Annotated in this window: 16 protein-coding genes; 13 read left to right on the plus strand and 3 right to left on the minus strand. The window is 70.1% G+C overall.

Annotation, left to right across the window (positions count from 1 at the left end; genetic code table 11):
- The first annotated feature begins 66 nt into the window (after positions 1–66).
- The 3 genes from nirD to J2S55_RS33445 all read left to right on the plus strand — a co-directional run bounded on the left by nirD (position 67) and on the right by J2S55_RS33445 (position 2,513).
- Positions 67–420, plus strand: coding sequence for a nitrite reductase small subunit NirD (gene nirD, locus J2S55_RS33435; protein WP_306869032.1), 354 nt, complete (start codon positions 67–69; stop codon positions 418–420).
- A 121-nt stretch (positions 421–541) separates the two neighbouring features.
- Positions 542–1,711: a uroporphyrinogen-III synthase gene (locus J2S55_RS33440; protein ID WP_306869035.1), complete on the plus strand. Its 1,170-nt coding sequence runs from the start codon at positions 542–544 to the stop codon at positions 1,709–1,711.
- A gap of 49 nt (positions 1,712–1,760) precedes the next feature.
- Positions 1,761–2,513: a sirohydrochlorin chelatase gene (locus J2S55_RS33445; protein WP_306869037.1), complete on the plus strand. Its 753-nt coding sequence runs from the start codon at positions 1,761–1,763 to the stop codon at positions 2,511–2,513.
- Here J2S55_RS33445 and J2S55_RS33450 read toward each other — a convergent pair.
- The 3 genes from J2S55_RS33450 to J2S55_RS33460 all read right to left on the minus strand — a co-directional run bounded on the left by J2S55_RS33450 (position 2,417) and on the right by J2S55_RS33460 (position 4,604).
- Positions 2,417–2,938 (minus strand): hypothetical protein, encoded by a 522-nt coding sequence (locus tag J2S55_RS33450; RefSeq protein WP_306869040.1) that lies wholly within the window; start codon positions 2,936–2,938, stop codon positions 2,417–2,419. The two genes, J2S55_RS33445 and J2S55_RS33450, sit on opposite strands and share 97 nt — an antisense overlap.
- 287 nt (positions 2,939–3,225) lie before the next feature.
- Positions 3,226–4,080 (minus strand): PAC2 family protein, encoded by an 855-nt coding sequence (locus J2S55_RS33455; RefSeq protein WP_306869044.1) that lies wholly within the window; start codon positions 4,078–4,080, stop codon positions 3,226–3,228.
- 65 nt (positions 4,081–4,145) lie between these two features.
- Entirely contained in the window at positions 4,146–4,604 is a 459-nt protein-coding gene (locus J2S55_RS33460) for a universal stress protein (RefSeq protein ID WP_306869047.1), read from the minus strand.
- 95 nt (positions 4,605–4,699) lie between these two features.
- On the opposite strand from J2S55_RS33460, the gene metH reads away from it, so the two are divergent.
- From metH to J2S55_RS33510, 10 genes are all read left to right on the plus strand, one after another.
- Positions 4,700–8,164, plus strand: coding sequence for a methionine synthase (metH, locus tag J2S55_RS33465; protein WP_306869049.1), 3,465 nt, complete (start codon positions 4,700–4,702; stop codon positions 8,162–8,164).
- A gap of 21 nt (positions 8,165–8,185) precedes the next feature.
- Positions 8,186–8,836 carry an HAD family hydrolase gene (locus tag J2S55_RS33470; protein WP_306869052.1) on the plus strand — a complete coding sequence of 217 codons (651 nt, stop codon included), beginning with the start codon at positions 8,186–8,188 and terminating at the stop codon, positions 8,834–8,836.
- 226 nt (positions 8,837–9,062) lie between these two features.
- Positions 9,063–9,575 (plus strand): cellulose synthase, encoded by a 513-nt coding sequence (locus J2S55_RS33475; protein ID WP_306869054.1) that lies wholly within the window; start codon positions 9,063–9,065, stop codon positions 9,573–9,575.
- A 265-nt stretch (positions 9,576–9,840) separates the two neighbouring features.
- A complete protein-coding gene (locus J2S55_RS33480; protein ID WP_306869057.1) occupies positions 9,841–10,851 on the plus strand; it encodes an ABC transporter permease in 1,011 nt (336 codons plus the stop codon).
- Positions 10,852–10,910: 59 nt separating this feature from the next.
- On the plus strand, positions 10,911–12,689 hold the full coding sequence (locus J2S55_RS33485) for an ABC transporter substrate-binding protein (protein ID WP_306869060.1): 1,779 nt from the start codon (positions 10,911–10,913) through the stop codon (positions 12,687–12,689).
- A gap of 81 nt (positions 12,690–12,770) precedes the next feature.
- A complete protein-coding gene (locus tag J2S55_RS33490; protein WP_306869063.1) occupies positions 12,771–13,784 on the plus strand; it encodes an ABC transporter permease in 1,014 nt (337 codons plus the stop codon).
- A complete protein-coding gene (locus J2S55_RS33495) occupies positions 13,781–14,821 on the plus strand; it encodes an ABC transporter ATP-binding protein (RefSeq protein WP_306869066.1) in 1,041 nt (346 codons plus the stop codon). The genes J2S55_RS33490 and J2S55_RS33495 overlap by 4 nt, the downstream gene beginning before the upstream one ends.
- Positions 14,818–15,867: an ABC transporter ATP-binding protein gene (locus J2S55_RS33500; RefSeq protein WP_306869069.1), complete on the plus strand. Its 1,050-nt coding sequence runs from the start codon at positions 14,818–14,820 to the stop codon at positions 15,865–15,867. The genes J2S55_RS33495 and J2S55_RS33500 overlap by 4 nt, the downstream gene beginning before the upstream one ends.
- A gap of 259 nt (positions 15,868–16,126) precedes the next feature.
- Positions 16,127–17,806 carry an ABC transporter substrate-binding protein gene (locus tag J2S55_RS33505; RefSeq protein WP_306869072.1) on the plus strand — a complete coding sequence of 560 codons (1,680 nt, stop codon included), beginning with the start codon at positions 16,127–16,129 and terminating at the stop codon, positions 17,804–17,806.
- 3 nt (positions 17,807–17,809) lie between these two features.
- Positions 17,810–18,814: an ABC transporter permease gene (locus J2S55_RS33510; protein ID WP_306869075.1), complete on the plus strand. Its 1,005-nt coding sequence runs from the start codon at positions 17,810–17,812 to the stop codon at positions 18,812–18,814.
- The last annotated feature ends 7 nt before the right edge of the window (positions 18,815–18,821 follow it).

Here is an 18,821-nt window from a genome sequence, read left to right on the forward strand (position 1 = left end):
GACCCGCCGACGAGACCCGACGCCCGGACCCACCGACGGAACCCGAATGGGAGGGAGCTCTCCACCATGACCGTCCTGAGCGAGACCGTGACGCAGACCGGCTGGATCCCGGTCTGCGCCTACACCGACCTGCTGCCCGAGCGCGGTGCCTGCGCGCTCGTCGGCGGCCATCAGATCGCGCTGTTCCGGACCTTCGACGGCGAGCTGTTCGCCATCGGCAACCGGGACCCCTTCAGCGGCGCCCAGGTCCTCTCCCGGGGGATCGTCGGCACCCGGGCGGGTGAGCCCAGCGTCGCCTCGCCCATGCACAAGCAGGTGTTCTCCCTGGTCACCGGTGTGTGCCTGGACGATCCGGCGGCGGCCGTACAGACCTATCCCGTCCGCGTCGCCGACGGCACGGTGGAGGTGAGCGTGAGGTGACCCCGCAGACAGCCCGACGGGGCGGGCGACAGACGAGCGCGCCGGCGGTCCGGCGCGGCGAGCGGAGCGGCCGGCGGGGGACGGGCCGCCCGCGTGCCGGACGAGGAGTGGTGGACGACAGATGAGCATCGCCCTTGCGGACGACCTCGGGGGGTCTCCGGAGACCGCGCCCGACGCGCTGGCCGGATTCACGATCGGGGTCACCGCGACCCGGCGCGGTGAGGAGTTCTGCGCGCTGCTGGAGCGGCGGGGCGCCAGAGTGGTGCGCGCCCCGGCGATCCGGCTGGTGCCGCTGGCCGAGGACGCCGACCTGCTGGCCGCGACCCGGGCCGGCCTGGCGGGCCCGATCGACGACGTGGTGGTCACCACCGGGGTCGGGTTCCGGGGCTGGATGGCCGCGGCCGAGGGCTGGGGGCTGTCGGGGGAGCTGGTGGCGCGGCTGACCGCCGCCCGGCTGCTGACCCGCGGGCCCAAGGCGCGCGGCGCGGTCCGGGCCGCCGGGCTGAACGACCACTGGACGCCGCCCACCGAGTCGTGCGAGGAGGTCAAGCAGTATCTCCTCGCCCAGGACCTGCGGGGCCGCCGCATCGCCGTGCAGCTGCACGGGGAGCCGCTGACCGGGTTCGTGGCCGCGCTGCGGGAGGCGGGGGCCGAGGTCATCGAGGTCCCGGTCTACCGGTGGCTGCCCTACCGCGACACCTCGCCGCTGCGCCGCCTGATCAGCCAGGCGATCTCCGGCGGGGTGGACGCGGTGGCCTTCACCAGCGCCCCGGCGGTGCTGGCCATGCTCGGCGCGGCCCGTGCCGACGGTCTGGAGGAGGCCCTGCTCGCGGCCTTCGCCGGGCCGGTCGTCGCGGCCTGCGTGGGCCCGGTCACGGCCGGACCGCTGCTGGCGCGCGAGGTGCCCGCCCTGCAGCCCGAGCGTGCCCGGCTCGGCGCGCTGGCCAGGACGCTCGCCCGGCACCTGCCCGAGCACAGCGTCACCCGCCTGGTCGCCGGCGGCCACCCGCTGGAGATCCGCGGCCACGCCGTCGCCGTGGACGGCGAGCTCAAGCCGCTGCCGCCCGCCCCGATGGCGGTGCTCAAGCGCCTGGCCGAGAAGCCGGGCCACGTGGTGGCCCGCGCCGAGCTGCGCACCGTGCTCCCCGGCGGCCCGGCGCGCGACTCGGCGGAGCACGCCGTCGAGATGGCCGTCACCCGCCTGCGCCGCGCCCTCGGCCCCTCCGGCATCGTCGAGACGGTCGTCAAGCGCGGCTACCGGCTGGCCTGCGACCGCGACGGGGCCGTGTGAGAGGGCGCGCCGCACCGCCCGGCCGCCCCCGGACCGGCCGGGAGGGGACGTGACGACGCTGGTCCTCGCCGGGCACGGGACCCGCAGCGCGCGGGGGGAGGAGACGATCGCCGGGCTGCGGGACCTCGTACGGCGGGCCCGCCCGGGCAGCCGGGTCGAAACGGCCTTCCTGGAGATCAGCCCACCCCTGCTGGCCGAGACGCTCCCCGGCCTGCCGGGCCCGGTGGTCGTGGTCCCGCTGCTGCTGGCGGGCGGCTATCACGTCCACATCGACCTGCCCTCGGTGGTCGCCGAGGCCAGGCCCGACGCGCTGGTGGCGGCCCCGCTCGGGCCGGACCCGCTGCTGGCCGCCGTCCTGGCCAGGAGGCTGGCGGGCGGCGGGCTGCGGCCCACCGACTCGGTCGTGCTGGGCGCGGCGGGCTCCTCCGACCCGGCCGCGCTGGCCGACGTGCGGGCCGCGGCCCGGCTGCTCGCGGTACGGCTGTCGCGCCCGGTCACGGCGGCCTTCGCCGCGACGGGCGCCCCCTCCGTCAGGGAGGCGCTGCGACGCCTGCGCTCCGGCCCGGCGCCCCGGATCGCGGTGGCCTCCTACCTGATGGCCCCCGGCTTCTTCCAGGACCGCCTGGAGTCCTCCGGCGCTGACCTGGTCAGCGCCCCGCTGGGGGTGGACGCCGACCTGGCCGCGCTGATCTGGGCCCGGTACGATCAGGTCCGCTGGAGGTCCAGCCGCAGCTCGCGGACGATCTCCTCGGCGCTGGTGTCCCGCGAGGGCAGGCTGTCGGCGCCGACGAGCATCTCGTAGTAGGCGTGGCGCAGGCATCCGGCCAGCAGCAGCCGGGCGCTGGCGATGGGGTCGACCTCGGGCGAGACCCGGCCCGCCCGCTGCTCGGCCGCCAGATACTCGGTCAGCGGGACGACCTCCGACATCGGGCCGATCTCGGTGTCGCGCAGCGCCTCGCGGAAGCGGACGGTGACCGAGGGGGAGCTGAAGGCGGGCAGTGCCGCCGCCTGGACCTCGGCGTAGTAGTCGATGCCGGCGCGGGCGATGGGCAGCAGGTTGTCGCTGACCCGTCCCTTGCCGACCAGGTGCATCAGGTCGTCGAGGATGCGGAGCCAGACCGGGAGCCGGTCCTGGAGCAGGGCGAGGAACATGTCGACCGCATGTCCGGGCTGGCTGCCCCGCAGGTATGCGTATGGGGCGGAGCTCTCGCCCTCCTCGCGTTTCATGAATACGGCCATCTCAAGAACGCGGCGTCGCGTCTCCTGAGCTTTCTGGTAAGGGTCGAGCTGTGGAGTCGCCATGGTTGCCCTAACGTGCGCAGTCACATGGACAATGTGCGTCATGGTGATGGCGCGGATCACCGATGTTTACAGAGCCGTGTTTCTCCTGGGTGTGCAATTGTTGCCGGCCGGTCTTCCAACTCGGTGCGACCCGGGCGGACCGGGTGGGGACCGATTATTGCCGGGAACCGCTGGAAAAGGGAGCGAACAGAGATAACTGTGTGCTGTGTGTTTCAGCTGTCGCCGTCACGGTCACGGCGGCGCAGGTAGCGCTCGAACTCCGCGGCGATGGCGTCGCCGCTCGCCTCCGGCAGCTCGGCGGCGTCCTTGCGCTCCTCCAGCTCCTTGACGTATTCGGCGACCTCGCTGTCCTGTGACGCCAACTCGTCCACGCCGTGCTCCCAGGCCCGTGACTCCTCGGCCAGGGCGCCCAGCGGCATCGGGATGTCGAGGAGGTCCTCCATCCGGCTGAGCAGCGCCAGGGTGGCCTTGGGGTTGGGCGGCTGGGCGACGTAGTGCGGCACCGACGCCCACAGCGACACCGCGTGGATCCCGGCGGTGCCCAGGGCGTGCTGGAGGACGCCGACGATGCCGGTCGGCCCCTCGTAACGGCTCAGCTCCAGGTTGATCGCCCGGGCCAGGCCCTCGTCGGTCGCCGAGCCCACGATCGGCACCGGGCGGGTGTGGGGGGAGTCGTTGAGGAGCGCGCCGAGCAGCACCGCCAGCTCCACCCCCAGCTCGCGGCAGACCACGATGATCTCTTCGCAGAAGGCGCGCCACCGCATGTTGGGCTCGATGCCGCGCAGCAGCACCACGTCGCGGTCCAGCCCCGGCGGCCGGGCCACCGACAGCTTGGTGGTCGGCCAGGTGATGGAGCGGGTCAGCCCCTCACCCATCTCGACGATGGGACGGGTGACCTGGAAGTCGTAGTATTCCTCGGGGTCGAGGGAGACCAGCGGGGTGGCCTTCCACTCGTCCTCCAGGTGGGCGATGACTCCGCTCGAGGCCTCGCCCGCGTCGTTCCACCCCTCGAACGCGGCGATCAGCACCGGGTCGACGAGCTCGGGTAGACCTTCGAGTTCGATCACGCGCCGCCTCCTTCTGGGCTCGCCTTACTATCCGGCTAAGCCTATGCGCTGAGGAGGCCTTTACGTCACCTTCCGGAAGTGGTGTGAACGATCAGCACGTCACAGCCCGCCCGCTGCGAGACGCTGGAGGGCACCGAGCCCAGCAGCCGCCCGGCGAGGCTGTTGAGCCCCCGGTTGCCGACGACGAGCAGATCGGCCCCGCGCCGCTCGGCGAGGGAGACGAGAACGTCCACCGCGTCGCCCTCCTCGGCGGCCAGCTCGACCGTCCGGGCGCCGGCGGCCACCGCGTGCTCCCGGGCGGCGCGCAGGGCGTCGTCGGCGGGCGTGGAGCCGCTCACTTTGTAGGACAGCTCGCCCAGGGCGTCGGCGGCCGCGCTGCGCTCACGCTCGCGCATGGGGGCGTAGGCGCAGGCCAGGACCAGGGTGGCGCCGGTCGCGGCGGCCAGGGAGGCGGCGGAGGTGACCGCGCGGAAGGAGGAGGGGGAGCCGTCGGTGCCGACGACAACGGTGCGGTAGGACGCCATCGATCGCCTCGCAGGGTAATTGGACCGTTAGTGCAATTACTACAAGAACAATCAGGAAGAATAACGTCTGGGCGCTTCCCAGTAAGCTTTCTCTCATGACTAGCAGACCGTCTTTCCGTGAAGTCCTGGCCGAGCGCGTGATGGTCGCCGACGGGGCCATGGGAACGATGCTGCAGGCGCACGACGTCACCCTGGACGACTTCGAAGGTCACGAGGGCTGCAACGAAGTGCTCAACGTCACCCGTCCCGACATCGTGCGGGCCGTGCACGACGCCTACTTCGAGGTCGGCGTCGACTGCGTCGAGACCAACACCTTCGGCGCCAACCTCGCCGCCCTCGGCGAATACGACATCTCCCAGCGGACCTACGAGCTGTCGGAGGCCGGCGCCCGGGTCGCCCGCGAGGCCGCCGACCACTGGTCCGCCACCAGCCACCCCCGCTACGTGCTCGGCTCGATCGGTCCCGGCACCAAGCTGCCCACCCTCGGGCACAAGCCGTACGGCGTGCTGCGCGACGCCTACTACGACAACGCGGCCGGCCTCATCGCCGGCGGCGCCGACGCGCTGATCATCGAGACCTGCCAGGACCTGCTCCAGGTCAAGGCCGCCGTCATCGGGGCCAAGCGGGCCATCGCCGACTCCGGCCGCGACGTGCCGGTCATCGCCCAGGTCACCGTGGAGACCAACGGCGCGATGCTGCTCGGCTCGGAGATCGGCGCCGCGCTCACCGCGATCGAGCCGCTCGGCGTCGACGTCATCGGCCTCAACTGCGCCACCGGCCCCGCCGAGATGAGCGAGCACCTGCGCCACCTGTCCAGGCACGCCCGCCTGCAGCTGTCCTGCATGCCCAACGCGGGCCTGCCCCAGCTGACCGCCGACGGCGCCTACTACCCGCTCACCCCCGGCGAGCTCGCCGACGCCCACGAGAACTTCACCCGGTCCTTCGGGCTGTCGCTGGTCGGCGGCTGCTGCGGCACCACCCCCGAGCACCTGCGCCAGGTGGTCGAGCGGGTGCGCGGCAACGAGCACGCCCCCCGCCGCCCGCGTCCCGAGTCCGGGGCCGCCTCGCTCTACCAGCACGTGTCCTTCCGCCAGGACACCTCCTACCTGGCGATCGGCGAGCGGACCAACGCCAACGGCTCCAAGGCCTTCCGTGAGGCGATGCTCGCCGAGAACTGGGAGGAGTGCGTCGAGATCGCCCGCTCCCAGGCCCGCGACGGCGCGCACATGCTCGACCTCTGCGTCGACTACGTGGGCCGCGACGGCGTCAAGGACATGAAGGAGCTGGCCTTCCGCTTCGCCACCGCCTCCACGCTGCCGATCGTGCTCGACTCCACCGAGCCCGCGGTCCTGGAGGCCGGCCTGGAGATGATCGGCGGCCGGGCGATCATCAACTCGGTCAACTACGAGGACGGCGACGGCCCCGACTCGCGCTTCACCAAGATCATGAAGCTGGTCCGGGCGCACGGCGCGGCCGTCATGGCGCTGACCATCGACGAGGAGGGCCAGGCCCGCACCGCCGAGTGGAAGGTCAGGGTCGCCACCCGCATCATCGAGGACCTGACGGCCAACTGGGGCATGAACGTCGAGGACATCCTCATCGACACCCTCACCTTCCCCATCGCCACCGGCCAGGAGGAGACCCGCCGCGACGGCGTGGAGACGATCGAGGCCATCCGCGAGCTCAAGCGGCGCTACCCGGGCGTGCAGACCGTGCTCGGCCTGTCCAACATCTCCTTCGGCCTCAACCCGGCCGCGCGCATCGTCCTCAACAGCGTCTTCCTCAACGAGTGCGTCAACGCGGGCCTCGACTCGGCCATCGTGCACGCCTCCAAGATCCTGCCGATGGCGCGCATCCCCGACGAGCAGCGCCAGGTGGCCCTGGACATGGTCTACGACCGCCGCCGGGAGGGCTACGACCCGCTGCAGCGGTTCATGGAGCTGTTCGAGGGCGTGGACGCCGCCTCGGTCAAGGCCGACCGGGCCGCCGAGCTGCTCGGCCTGCCGCTGTGGGAGCGGCTCAAGCGCCGCATCGTCGACGGTGAGCGCAAGGGCCTGGAGGCCGACCTCGACGAGGCGCTGGCCCGGCGGCCGGCTCTGGAGATCGTCAACGACGTGCTCCTCGACGGCATGAAGACCGTCGGCGAGCTGTTCGGCTCCGGGCAGATGCAGCTGCCGTTCGTGCTCCAGTCCGCCGAGGTCATGAAGACCTCCGTGGCCTACCTGGAGCCGCACATGGACCGGGTCGAGGGGGAGACCAAGGGCCGCATCGTGCTGGCGACCGTCAAGGGCGACGTGCACGACATCGGCAAGAACCTGGTCGACATCATCCTGTCCAACAACGGCTACGAGGTCGTCAACCTCGGCATCAAGCAGCCGGTGTCGACGATCCTGGAGGCGGCCGAGGAGAAGAACGCCGACGTCATCGGCATGTCCGGGCTGCTGGTGAAGTCCACGGTCATCATGAAGGAGAATCTCGAGGAGATGAACTCCCGGGGCATCTCCCAGCGCTTCCCCGTCCTGCTCGGCGGCGCCGCCCTGACCCGCGCCTACGTGGAGCAGGACCTCGCCGAGCTGTTCCAGGGCGACGTCCGCTACGCCCGCGACGCCTTCGAGGGGCTGCGCCTGATGGACGCCTTCATGGCCGTGAAGCGCGGCGAGGCCGGCGCGAGCCTGCCGCCGCTGCGCGAGCGGCGGGTCAGGACCGGCGCGACGCTGGTGCGGACCCCGGAGGCGGAGCTACCCGCCCGCTCCGACGTGGCCGCCGACAATCCCGTCCCGAAGGCCCCCTTCCTGGGGGAGCGGATCGTCAAGGGCATCCCGCTGGCCGACTACGCCGCGTTCCTGGACGAGCGGGCGACGTTCATGGGCCAGTGGGGCCTCAAGGCCGCGCGCGGCGGCGACGGGCCCTCCTACGAGGAGCTCGTCGAGACCGAGGGCCGGCCGCGCCTGCGGATGTGGCTGGAGCGGATGCAGACCGAGGGCCTGCTGGAGGCGGCCGTCGCCTACGGCTACTTCCCGTGCGTCAGCGACGGCGACTCGCTGATCATCCTCGACGACGCGGGCAACGAGCGGACCAGGTTCACCTTCCCGCGCCAGCGCCGTGACCGTCACCTGTGCCTGTCGGACTTCTTCCGGTCCAAGGACTCCGGCGAGGTCGACGTGGTCGCCTTCCAGGTGGCCACCATGGGCAACCGGGTCTCCGAGGCCGCCGCCGAGCTGTTCGCCAAGGACGCCTACCGCGACTATCTCGAACTGCACGGCCTGTCGGTGCAGCTCACCGAGGCGCTCGCGGAATACTGGCACGCGCGGGTCCGCAGCGAGCTGGAGATCGGCGGTGACGAGTCGCTGGAGGACATGCTGAAGGTCAACGTCACCGGCTGCCGCTACTCCTTCGGCTACCCCGCCTGCCCCAACCTGGAGGACCAGGTCCAGCTCATGGAGCTGCTCGACCCCTCCCGGATCGGGGTGAACCTGTCGGAGGAGTTCCAGCTCCACCCCGAGCAGTCGACGTCCGCACTGGTCGTCCACCACCCCGAGGCCAACTACTTCAACGTCTGACCGTAAGGGGTTCTCCGGGGTATGGACGCGGTTCTCTTCGACATGGACGGGCTCCTCGTCGACAGCGAGAAGATCTGGTTCCAGGTCGAGACCGAGGTGATGGAACGGCTCGGCGGCGGCTGGGGGCCCGCCGACCAGGAGCACCTGGTGGGCGGCTCGATGCCGTCCGCCGTGGCCTACATGCTCAGGGTCTCCGGGGCGAGCGCCCACCCGGAGGAGGTGGCGACCTGGATGCTGGAGGGCATGACCGGCAGGCTCGCCGACGGCGTGGAGCTGATGCCCGGCGCCGCCGAGCTGCTGGCGGCCGTACGGGGGGCGGGCCTGCGCACCGCCCTGGTCACCTCCTCGGTGCGGCCGATCGCCGAGGCGTGCCTGAAGGGCATCGGCAGGGACAACTTCGACCACGTGGTGACCGGCGACGACGTCGCGCGGACCAAACCCGACCCGGAGCCCTACCTGACGGCGGCCCGGCTGCTGGGCGTGGCCGCGGCCCGCTGCGTCGCGCTGGAGGACTCCCCGAACGGGGTGACCTCGGCCACCGCCGCGGGCTGCCGGGTGGTGGCGGTGCCGAGCGTGCTGCCGATCCCGTCCGCGCCCGGCCGCCTCGTCGTCGACTCCCTGCGCGAGATCGACGTCGACGTCCTGCGGGAGCTGTCGGCCCGGGAACCCTGACCGGACGCCGGGGCGGTGCCCGGTGCCGCTCCACGGCGAGGCTGTGGGGCGCCCGAGGGTCTTCAGGGCCGGGCGCCCACGCTCCCTCCGGGGTTGGGCGCCTGGGGTCCCCTAGGGGACGGTCCCGCCGGGTCCTAAGGGATGATCCCTCCCCAAGGAGGAGGGACCGTCCCGGCGGGGCGTGCCAGGATGGAACCGGTAAGCCGATACGAGGGGGCGGTCCACTATGTCGTTCGACCAGATCGCGTGGTTGCCGCTCTGCGCCGGGGTGACCGGGGTGGGGCTGGTGCTGAGTTTCCTGTCGATGCGCCGCCGGGGGGTCGTGGCGGGGCTGCGCGGCGTGGCCTGGTCGCTGCTGCCGCTGGCGGCCTATCTGACCGGTGCGCTGCCCACCCTGTGGCAGATCGGCACGGCGGTCGTCGGATTCTTCGCCGGAGCGGTGTTCAGCCCCATGGTGTGGGCCGGGGTGGCCGTGACCGGGCTCTCCCTGGTGCTGTTCCTGGTCACCGGCGTGCTGCGGGGCCGCCGTACGGCCGCCTCCGCCGCGCCCGCGGCCCCCGCGGCGGCGCCTCCCGCCGCGCCGGGCAGGTCCGTGACGGCTGGACAGGCCGCCACGCAGCCGCTCCCCAAGCGCCCGGCCGCGCCCGCCGGCAAGCAGTCCGAGCCTGCCCGCAAGCCGGCCGCGGACGATGACTTCTCCGACATCGAAGCGATTCTCAAGCGCCGCGGGATCGGGTGACGCTCAGTCACCTTCCAGTGCAATGTCACAAATCCGAGACAGAAGCGGGACGGCTTGCGGACATTCGCTTGAAGATCAAAACAAATGAATTGCACGTGAATCACAGTTGAGCCACATAGCGCCCCAGGGGACTAGTCAGCGCAGATCAGCCCATAGATTCTGCGTCACGAGACCGTGAAACGGACTCGTAGACTCAGGACGCGGGCCCCCGACCCGGGGGGCGCGTCCATCGGACAACGTCGTCTGGGATCCAGGGGGCCACTGTATGACCGCACCGCTTGACGTCTCCGGGCAGGCCATGGAGGCCCAGCCGGAGGCCGTGCTTCAAGGGGCGGGCGGAAAGGCCATCGAAGGCCGTTCGCTCGGCCAGATCGCCTGGATGCGCCTCAAACGCGACAAGGCGGCGATTATCGGCGCTTTCGTCGTGGTCTTCCTGACGCTGGTGGCGATCTTCGCCGAGCGTCCCTTCGGCGGCCTGATCGCGCTGTTCGGCGACCTGCCGAACATCCCGAACAACGACCTCATCGACCCGCTGACCAGCGCTCCGACCGCGGCCGCGGGCGGCATCAGCCTGGAGCACCCGTTCGGCCTCGAGCCGGTCAACGGCCGCGACATCTTCGCCAGGATCCTGTCCGGCGCGCAGATCTCGCTGCTGGTGGCCTTCCTCGCCACGCTGGTCTCGGTGGTGCTCGGCTCGCTGCTGGGCGTGCTCGCGGGATACTTCGGCGGCTGGACCGACACCGTCATCAGCCGCCTGATGGACATCTTCCTGGCCTTCCCGCTGCTGCTGTTCGCGATCGCCATCGTCGGCGCCGTCCCCGACCAGGCGCTCGGCCTGGAGGGCAACGGCCTGCGGATCGCGGTGATCGTGTTCATCATCGGTTTCTTCAACTGGCCCTACATTGCGCGCATCGTGCGTGGCCAGACCCTGTCGCTGCGCGAGCGCGAGTTCGTGGACGCGGCGCGCTCCCTGGGGGCGGGCAGCCGCTACATCATCTTCCGCGAGATGTTCCCGAACCTCATCGCGCCGATCCTCGTCTACGCCACGCTGCTCATCCCCACGAACATCCTGTTCGAGGCCGCGCTGTCGTTCCTGGGCGTGGGCGTGGCCGAGCCGCAGGCGTCCTGGGGCGGCATGCTGACCCGCGCGGTGGACTACTACCAGATAGCCCCGCACTTCATGATCGTCCCGGGCCTCGCGATCTTCATCACCGTGATGGCCTTCAACCTGCTGGGCGACGGGCTCCGGGACGCCCTCGACCCTCGAGCCCGGTAGCGGCAACGCTTCCGCTCCTCTATATCACCGTCACTCATGACAAGGGGTGTACAACCACGATGAGGAAGACCAACGCTCTGGCGCTCGCCGCGCTGGGCACTGCGCTGACCATGGGTCTGGCCGCCTGCGGCGGCACGGCCGGTGGCGGTGGCAACACGAGCTCCGGGGACAAGGGCGCCGGTGCCGCCGGATCGGGCGCCAAGCACAACGACGGCTACACCAAGGTCGTCAACGCCTCCGACGCCAAGGGCGGCACGCTCAAGTTCGCCCTGTCGGACGAGCCCGACTCCATGGACCCGGGTAACACCTACTACGCGTGGAACTGGAACTTCTCGCGTCTGTACTCCCGTCCGCTGATGACCTACGCCGCCGCGCCGGGCGAGGCGGGCCTCAAGCTCGTCCCGGACCTGGCCGAGGGCCCCGGTGTGCCGAGCGAAGACGGCAAGACCTGGACCTACAAGATCAAGAAGGGCATCAAGTACGACGACGGCACCGAGGTCAAGGCCGCGGACGTCAAGTACGCCATCGCCCGCAGCAACTTCACCTCCGAGCTCACCGACGGCCCGAAGTACTTCGCCCAGTACCTCGACGCCGGTGACTACAAGGGTCCCTACAAGGACAAGAACCTCGATGACTTCAAGGGTGTCGAGACGCCGGACGACTACACCGTCGTCTTCAAGCTCAAGGACCCGTTCGCCGAGTTCGACTTCCTGACGGCCAACCCGCAGTCCGCGCCGGTGCCGCAGGCCAAGGACACCGGTCTCGACTACGAGAAGACCGTGGCCTCCACCGGTCCCTACAAGATCGAGAGCCACGAGGTCGGCAAGCAGTTCAACCTCGTGAAGAACGAGAACTGGGACCCGGCCACCGACACCACCCGCAAGCAGCTGCCGGACCGCATCGAGGTGCAGTTCAAGCAGAACGCCGAGGACATCGACCAGCGTCTGCTCGCCGGGCAGATCCAGGTCGACCTGGCCGGCACCGGTGTCCAGACCGCGGCCCGCGCCAAGATCGTCGCCGACCCCAAGCTGAAGGACTCGACGGACAACCCGTTCACGCCCTTCAACCGCTACGCGATGATGTCGACGGCCGTCAAGCCGTTCGACAACATCGACTGCCGCAAGGCCGTCCAGTACGCCACCGACAAGGTCGCCACCCAGGCGCCGTGGGGTGGCCCGCTCGGCGGTGAGATCGGCACCACCGCGATGACCCCGACCACGGTCGGCTACAAGCAGTTCGACCTCTACCCCAACGGCGCCGACCACAAGGGCGACCTGGCCAAGGCCAAGGAGCACCTGGCGGCCTGTGGCCAGCCGAACGGCTTCACGGCCAACATCGCGGTCCGCGGTGACCGGACCAAGGAGGTCCAGGTCGCCGAGGCCCTGCAGGCTTCGCTCGACCGGGTCGGCATCAAGGCCACGATCAAGAAGTACCCCTCGGGTGACTGGAGCGCGCAGTACGCCGGCAAGCCGGAGTTCGTGCACAAGAACAACCTGGGCATCATGATCGCGGGCTGGGGCGCCGACTGGCCGTCCGGCTTCGGCTTCCTGTCGCAGATCGTCGACGGCCGCTTCATCAAGGCCTCCGGCAACTACAACATGATGGAGCTGAACGACCAGTCGGTGAACGAGCTGCTCGACAAGGGCATCCAGACCACCGACACCGCGGCCCGCAACGAGATCTGGGCCGAGGTGGACAAGAAGGTCATGGAGTCGGCGGCGTTCATGTCGTTCGTCTACGAGAAGACCCTCATCTTCCGTCCCGCGAACCTGACCAACGTGTACGTGCACCCCGCCTACGGCATGTACGACTACACGTGGCTCGGCGTCAAGCAGTAGTCCTTCTCTAGCTAGCCAAAGGCAGGTGAAGGCCTGACGGCGCCCGGGAGCGATCCTCCCGGGCGCCCCGGCCGAACGATCGTGGTCGCTTTCATCGTCCGCCGCGTGATCGCGGCCGTGCTGATGCTCGTCATCGTCAGCGTGGCCACTTTCGCGATCTTCTTTCTCATCCCGCGTGCCCTGGGACAGACCCCTGAGGGCATGGCGTCGCGTTACGTCGGGCGGGATGCCACGCCCGAGGCGATCCAGGGCGCTGTCAAGAGACTCCACCTGGACGACCCGCTCATCGTGCAGTACGGCCGGTTCGCCCAGGGCATCGTCGTCGGCCAGGACTACTCGCTCGGTCCGAAGAAGGCCGAGTGCCCGGCGCCCTGCTTTGGCTTCTCCTTCAACAACAACCAGCCGGTCTGGCCGACGCTGCTCGACCGGCTCCCGGCGACCCTGTCGCTCGCCCTGGGCGCGGCCATCACCTGGCTCGCCGTCGGAGTCAGCATCGGCGTCGTCTCCGCGCTGAGACGCGGCACCGCGCTCGACCGCGCGGCAATGACGGTGGCGCTGGCCGGGGTGTCGTTGCCGATCTACTTCACCGGCCTGGTCTCGCTGTCGGTGTTCGCCTACACGCTCGGGATCTTCCCCGGCGGAGGCAGTTACATCGGGCTCACCGAGAATCCGATCATGTGGTTCCAGTCGCTCGTGCTCCCCTGGATCACCCTGGCCTTCCTCTACGCGGCCCTCTACGCCCGGCTCACCCGGGCGGGCATGCTGGAGACGATGGGCGAGGACTACATCCGCACCGCTCGCGCCAAGGGCCTCAAGGAGCGCACGGTGGTCACCAAGCACGCCCTGCGCGCCACGCTGACCCCGATCCTCACGATCTTCGGCCTCGACCTCGGCCTGCTGCTGGGCGGCGCGGTGCTCACCGAGAGCACCTTCTCCATCCCCGGCATCGGTAAGCTGGTCATCGACGCGATCCGGGGCAACGACCTGCCCATCGTGCTGGGTGTGACCCTGTTCGCCGCCTTCTTCATCGTCCTGGCCAACCTCATCGTGGACGTCCTGTACGCGGTGGTCGACCCGAGGGTGAGGCTGTCATGACGACTGCGCCCGACTCCTTCCTGGAGCTGCGCGACCTGCGCATCCACTTCCCGACCGAAGACGGCCTGGTCAAGTCCGTCGACGGCCTGTCCTTCAAGCTCGACCGGGGCAAGACCCTGGGCATCGTGGGCGAGTCGGGGTCCGGCAAGAGCGTGACCAGCCTCGGCATCCTGGGGCTGCACAAGGGCGGCCGGGCCAGGATCTCCGGTGAGATCTGGCTCGACGGCGAGGAGCTCGTCGGCGCGAGCGGCGACCACGTGCGCACGCTGCGCGGCAAGAAGATGGCGATGATCTTCCAGGATCCGCTGTCGTCGATGCACCCCTTCTACACCGTCGGCGCCCAGATCATCGAGGCGTACCGGATCCACCACAACGTCAGCAAGGCGGTCGCGCGCAAGCACGCGATCGACATGCTCGGCCGGGTGGGCATCCCGCAGCCCGACAAGCGCGTCGACAGCTACCCCCACGAGTTCTCCGGCGGCATGCGCCAGCGCGCCATGATCGCCATGGCGCTGTCGTGCGACCCCGAGCTGCTGATCGCCGACGAGCCGACCACCGCCCTCGACGTGACGGTCCAGGCACAGATCCTGGACCTGATGCTGGACCTGCAGCGCGAGTTCAACTCCGCGCTGATCATCATCACCCACGACCTCGGCGTGGTCGCCGAGCTGTCGGACGACATCCTGGTGATGTACGGCGGCAAGTGCATCGAGTACGGCTCCGCCGAGGACATCTTCTACCGGCCCGAGCACCCCTACACCTGGGGTCTGCTGGGGTCGATGCCCCGCCTGGACCGCGAGCCCACCGAGCGGCTGCTCCCGATCAAGGGCACCCCGCCCTCCCTGATCAACGTGCCGGCCGGGTGCGCCTTCAACCCCCGGTGCGCCTACGACGACCGCACCGGTGGCAAGGCCACCACCGAGGTGCCCGAGCTCCTGGAGACCGAGGGCGGTCACCTGGTCCGCTGCCACCTGCCGCGCGCGGAACGGCGGGCCATCTGGGAAAACGAGATCAAGCCGATGATGGAGAGCACGTGACGGTTGATGACAAGGGCGCGGCTGTGACCGATCCCGAGGCGCTGCTGTCCGTCCAGGGGCTGCAGAAGCACTTCCCGGTGACCAAGGGCCTGCTCAAGCGTCAGATCGGCGCGGTGAAGGCCGTCGACGGCGTCAGCTTCGACGTCCGCAAGGGCGAGACGCTCGGCCTGGTGGGCGAGTCGGGCTGCGGCAAGAGCACCACCGGCCGCCTGATCACCCGCCTGCTGGAGCCCACCGGCGGCAAGGTCGTCTTCGAGGGCCACGACATCACGCACATGTCGCAGTCGGCCATCCGGCCGCTCCGCCGCGACATGCAGATGATCTTCCAGGACCCCTACTCGTCGCTCAACCCCCGCCACACGGTGGGCGCCATCGTCGGCGCGCCGTACCGGATCCAGGGCATCCAGACCGAGCAGGGCACCAAGAAGGCGGTCCAGGAGATCCTGGAGCTGGTCGGGCTCAACCCCGAGCACTACAACCGCTACCCGCACGAGTTCTCCGGCGGCCAGCGCCAGCGCATCGGCATCGCCCGCACGCTGGCCCTCAAGCCCAAGCTCATCATCGCCGACGAGCCGGTCTCCGCCCTGGACGTGTCGATCCAGGCCCAGGTGGTCAACCTCCTGGAGGACCTGCAGAACGAGCTCGACCTGACCTACGTCATCGTCGCGCACGACCTGTCGGTCATCCGGCACATCAGCGACCGGGTCGCGGTCATGTACCTGGGCAAGATCGTCGAGCTGGCCGACCGCAAGGCCCTGTACGAATCGCCCATGCACCCCTACACCAACGCCCTGATGTCGGCGGTGCCCGTCCCCGACCCGGCCCGGCGCAAGGACCGCGAGCGCATCCGGCTCCAGGGCGACGTGCCGAGCCCGCTCAACCCGCCGCCCGCCTGCCGCTTCCACACCCGGTGCTGGAAGGCCCAGGCGGTCTGCAAGACGGTGGAGCCGCCGCTGGTCGAGCTCGCCGCCGGCCACCAGGTGGCCTGCCACTTCCCGGAGAACGCGCCGGCGGCCCAGCAGACCGTGGAGGCCACGACCGCCTGAGCGGCCGGCCGCGCCGGTCCGGCCGGTGAACCGCGCGACCTGAGCGCCCGCTGAACGCCTCCGCCGTACGGCATGCCGTACGGCGGAGGCGTTCAGGCGTTTTGCAACGCTCCATTGCCGCTCTTGACCGGCGACTGTCACATTTGCGCCACAGCCTCTCGCCGGGGCTGGTCAGCCCCGGCCTCCCCGTGGATCCTGCGATCAAGGTAGGTCCGCATGACGGCCGCGACCCGGCCGCGAGACGGCGATGAGGTGCAGCATGCGACGAGACGGTGTGCCCCTGCGCGGTACGGCGGCGGTGATCGTGGGGACGGCCCTGGCCGTCTCCACGGCGGCCTGTGGCGGTGGAGGCGGTGCGGAGCCGGGAGCCACCGCGACCGACGCGGCGAAGGGCTCGACCCTCATCTTCGCCTCGTCGGCCGATCCCAGCATCCTCGATCCGGCCTACCACAGTGACGGGGAGTCCTCCCGGGTGACCAACCAGATCTTCGAGACGCTGGTGGCGACCGAGAAGGGAGGCACCGGCATCGTGCCCGGCCTGGCGGAGAGCTGGAAGGTCAGCAAGGACGCCAAAACCTACACCTTCACGCTCCGCAAGGGGGTCAGGTTCCACGACGGCGAGCCCTTCGACGCCGCGGCCGTGTGCGCCAACTTCGAGCGCTGGTACAACTTCACGGGGCTCTCGCAGTCCGACTCGGTCTCCTACTACTGGGTGACCGTCTTCCGGGGCTTCGCCAAGAACGAGTCCGACAGCCTCGGCAAGAGCCTGTACGGCGGGTGCGCGGCCAAGGGCGACGGCACCGTGGAGCTCAAGCTCACCGAGCCCTCCGCCGCGGTGCTGTCGGCGCTGACGCTGTCGTCCTTCGGCATCGCCAGCCCCAAGGCGCTGAAGGACTACAAGGCCGACGAGGTGAGCGGGACCGCCGAGTCGCCGCAGTTCACCGGGACCTTCGGCACCGAGCACCCGGTCGGCACCGGGCCGTTCAAATTCTCCAGTTGGACCCGCGGCGACAAGCTGGAGCTGGTCCGCAACGACGACTACTGGGGCGAGAAGGCCAAGCTCAGCAAGATCATATTCCGTCCCATCGAGAAGGCCGCCGACCGGGCGCAGGCGCTGCGCGCGGGCTCGGTCCACGCCTTCGACTACGCCGACCCGGCGGACCTGGAGTCGCTCAAGAGCGCCGGGGTGCAGGTGATCGAGCGGGCCCCGTTCAACCTGGGCTACCTCGGGTTCAGCCAGCGGACCAAGATCATGCAGAACCAGAAGATCCGGCAGGCGATCGCCCACGCGATCAACCGCGAGAACGTGGTGAAGACCAAGTACGGCGCGGGGGCCAAGGTCGCCAACGCGTTCATGCCGGACAGCCTGTGGAGCTACACCGAGGACTTCACCCGATACGACTACAACGTGGACAAGGCCCGGCAGCTCATCGCCGAGTCCGGGGAGAAGAACCCGACGCTGGAGTTCTGCTACCCGAGCGGCGTCAGCCGCGCCTACATGGTCGACCCGGCCGGCAACTTCCAGCTGATGAAGGCCGACCTGGAGGCCGCCGGCTTCAAGGTCACCCCGAAGACCTCGCCGTGGAGCCCCGACTACCTGAACATCTCCCAGGCCGGCGACTGCCCGCTGTACATGCTCGGCTGGAACGGCGACTACGGCGACCCCGACAACTTCCTCGGCACCCTGTTCCAGTCCTTCTCCAGCCAGTGGTCGTTCAGGAACGAGGCGATCTTCAAGGTGCTGGACGACGCCGAACGGGAGCCGGACCAGGCCAAGCGCGAGGAGCTGTACAAGCGGGCGAACGCGCTGATCGCCGAGTTTGTGCCGGGCGTGCCGTACGCGCAGAGCCCCTCGTTCTCGGCCGCGGCCAAGAACGTCCAGGGTTGGGTGCCGAGCCCGGTGCTCAACGACGTCTTCGCCGCGATCTCGCTGTCCTGACAGATGCTCAGGTTCGTCGTCAGGCGGCTGGCACTGCTCGTCCCGATCCTGCTGGGACTGTCGATCCTGCTGTTCCTGTGGGTCAGGGCGCTGCCGGGCGGGCCCGCGGAGGCGCTGCTCGGGGAGCGGGCCACACCGGAGGCCGTCGAGCGGGTCAAGAGGCTCTACGGCCTGGACCGCCCCTGGTACGAGCAGTACCTCACCTGGGCGGGCAACGCCCTGCGCGGAGACCTGGGCGTGTCCAGCCGGACCCAGCACCCGGTCCTGGAGGAACTGCTGCGGACCTTCCCCGCCACGGTGGAGCTCTCCCTCACCGCGATGATCTTCGCGGTGGGGGTGGGCATCCCCCTCGGCTACTTCGCCGCCCGCCGCCACGGCACCTGGCTCGACCACGTCTCGGTCGCCGGATCGCTGTTCGGCATCACGATCCCGGTCTTCTTCCTCGGCTACATGCTCAAGTTCGTCTTCGCCGAGAAGCTCGGGATCCTGCCCACCGACGGCCGCCAGGACCCGCTGCTCGACACCGCGCACCCCTCCGGGTTCTACGTGCTGGACGGGCTGGTCACCGGCAACCCGGAGGCGTTCTGGGACGCGCTGGCGCACCTGGTCCTGCCCGGTGTCGCGCTCGGGACCATCCCACTGGCGATCGTGGTGCGCATCACCCGCGCCTCCGTGCTGGACGTGCTCCACGAGGACTACGTGCGCACCGCCGAGGCCAAGGGGCTCAGGCGGTCCACGATCCGGGGGCGGCACGTGCTGCGCAACGCCATGCTCCCGGTCACCACGATCGTCGGCCTGCAGGTCGGGCTGCTGCTCGGCGGCGCCGTGCTGACCGAGACCGTCTTCGCCTTCCCGGGTTTCGGCAAGTTCACGGCCGACTCGATCGCCGCCAGGGACTACGCCGTGCTGCAGGGCTTCATCCTGTTCACCGCCGTGGTCTTCGTACTGGTCAACCTGCTGGTCGACATCGCCTACGGGCTCATCGACCCGAGAGTGAGGGTGGCGTGAACGGTCG

This window comes from Streptosporangium brasiliense (genome assembly GCF_030811595.1).
Classification (GTDB): domain Bacteria; phylum Actinomycetota; class Actinomycetes; order Streptosporangiales; family Streptosporangiaceae; genus Streptosporangium; species Streptosporangium brasiliense.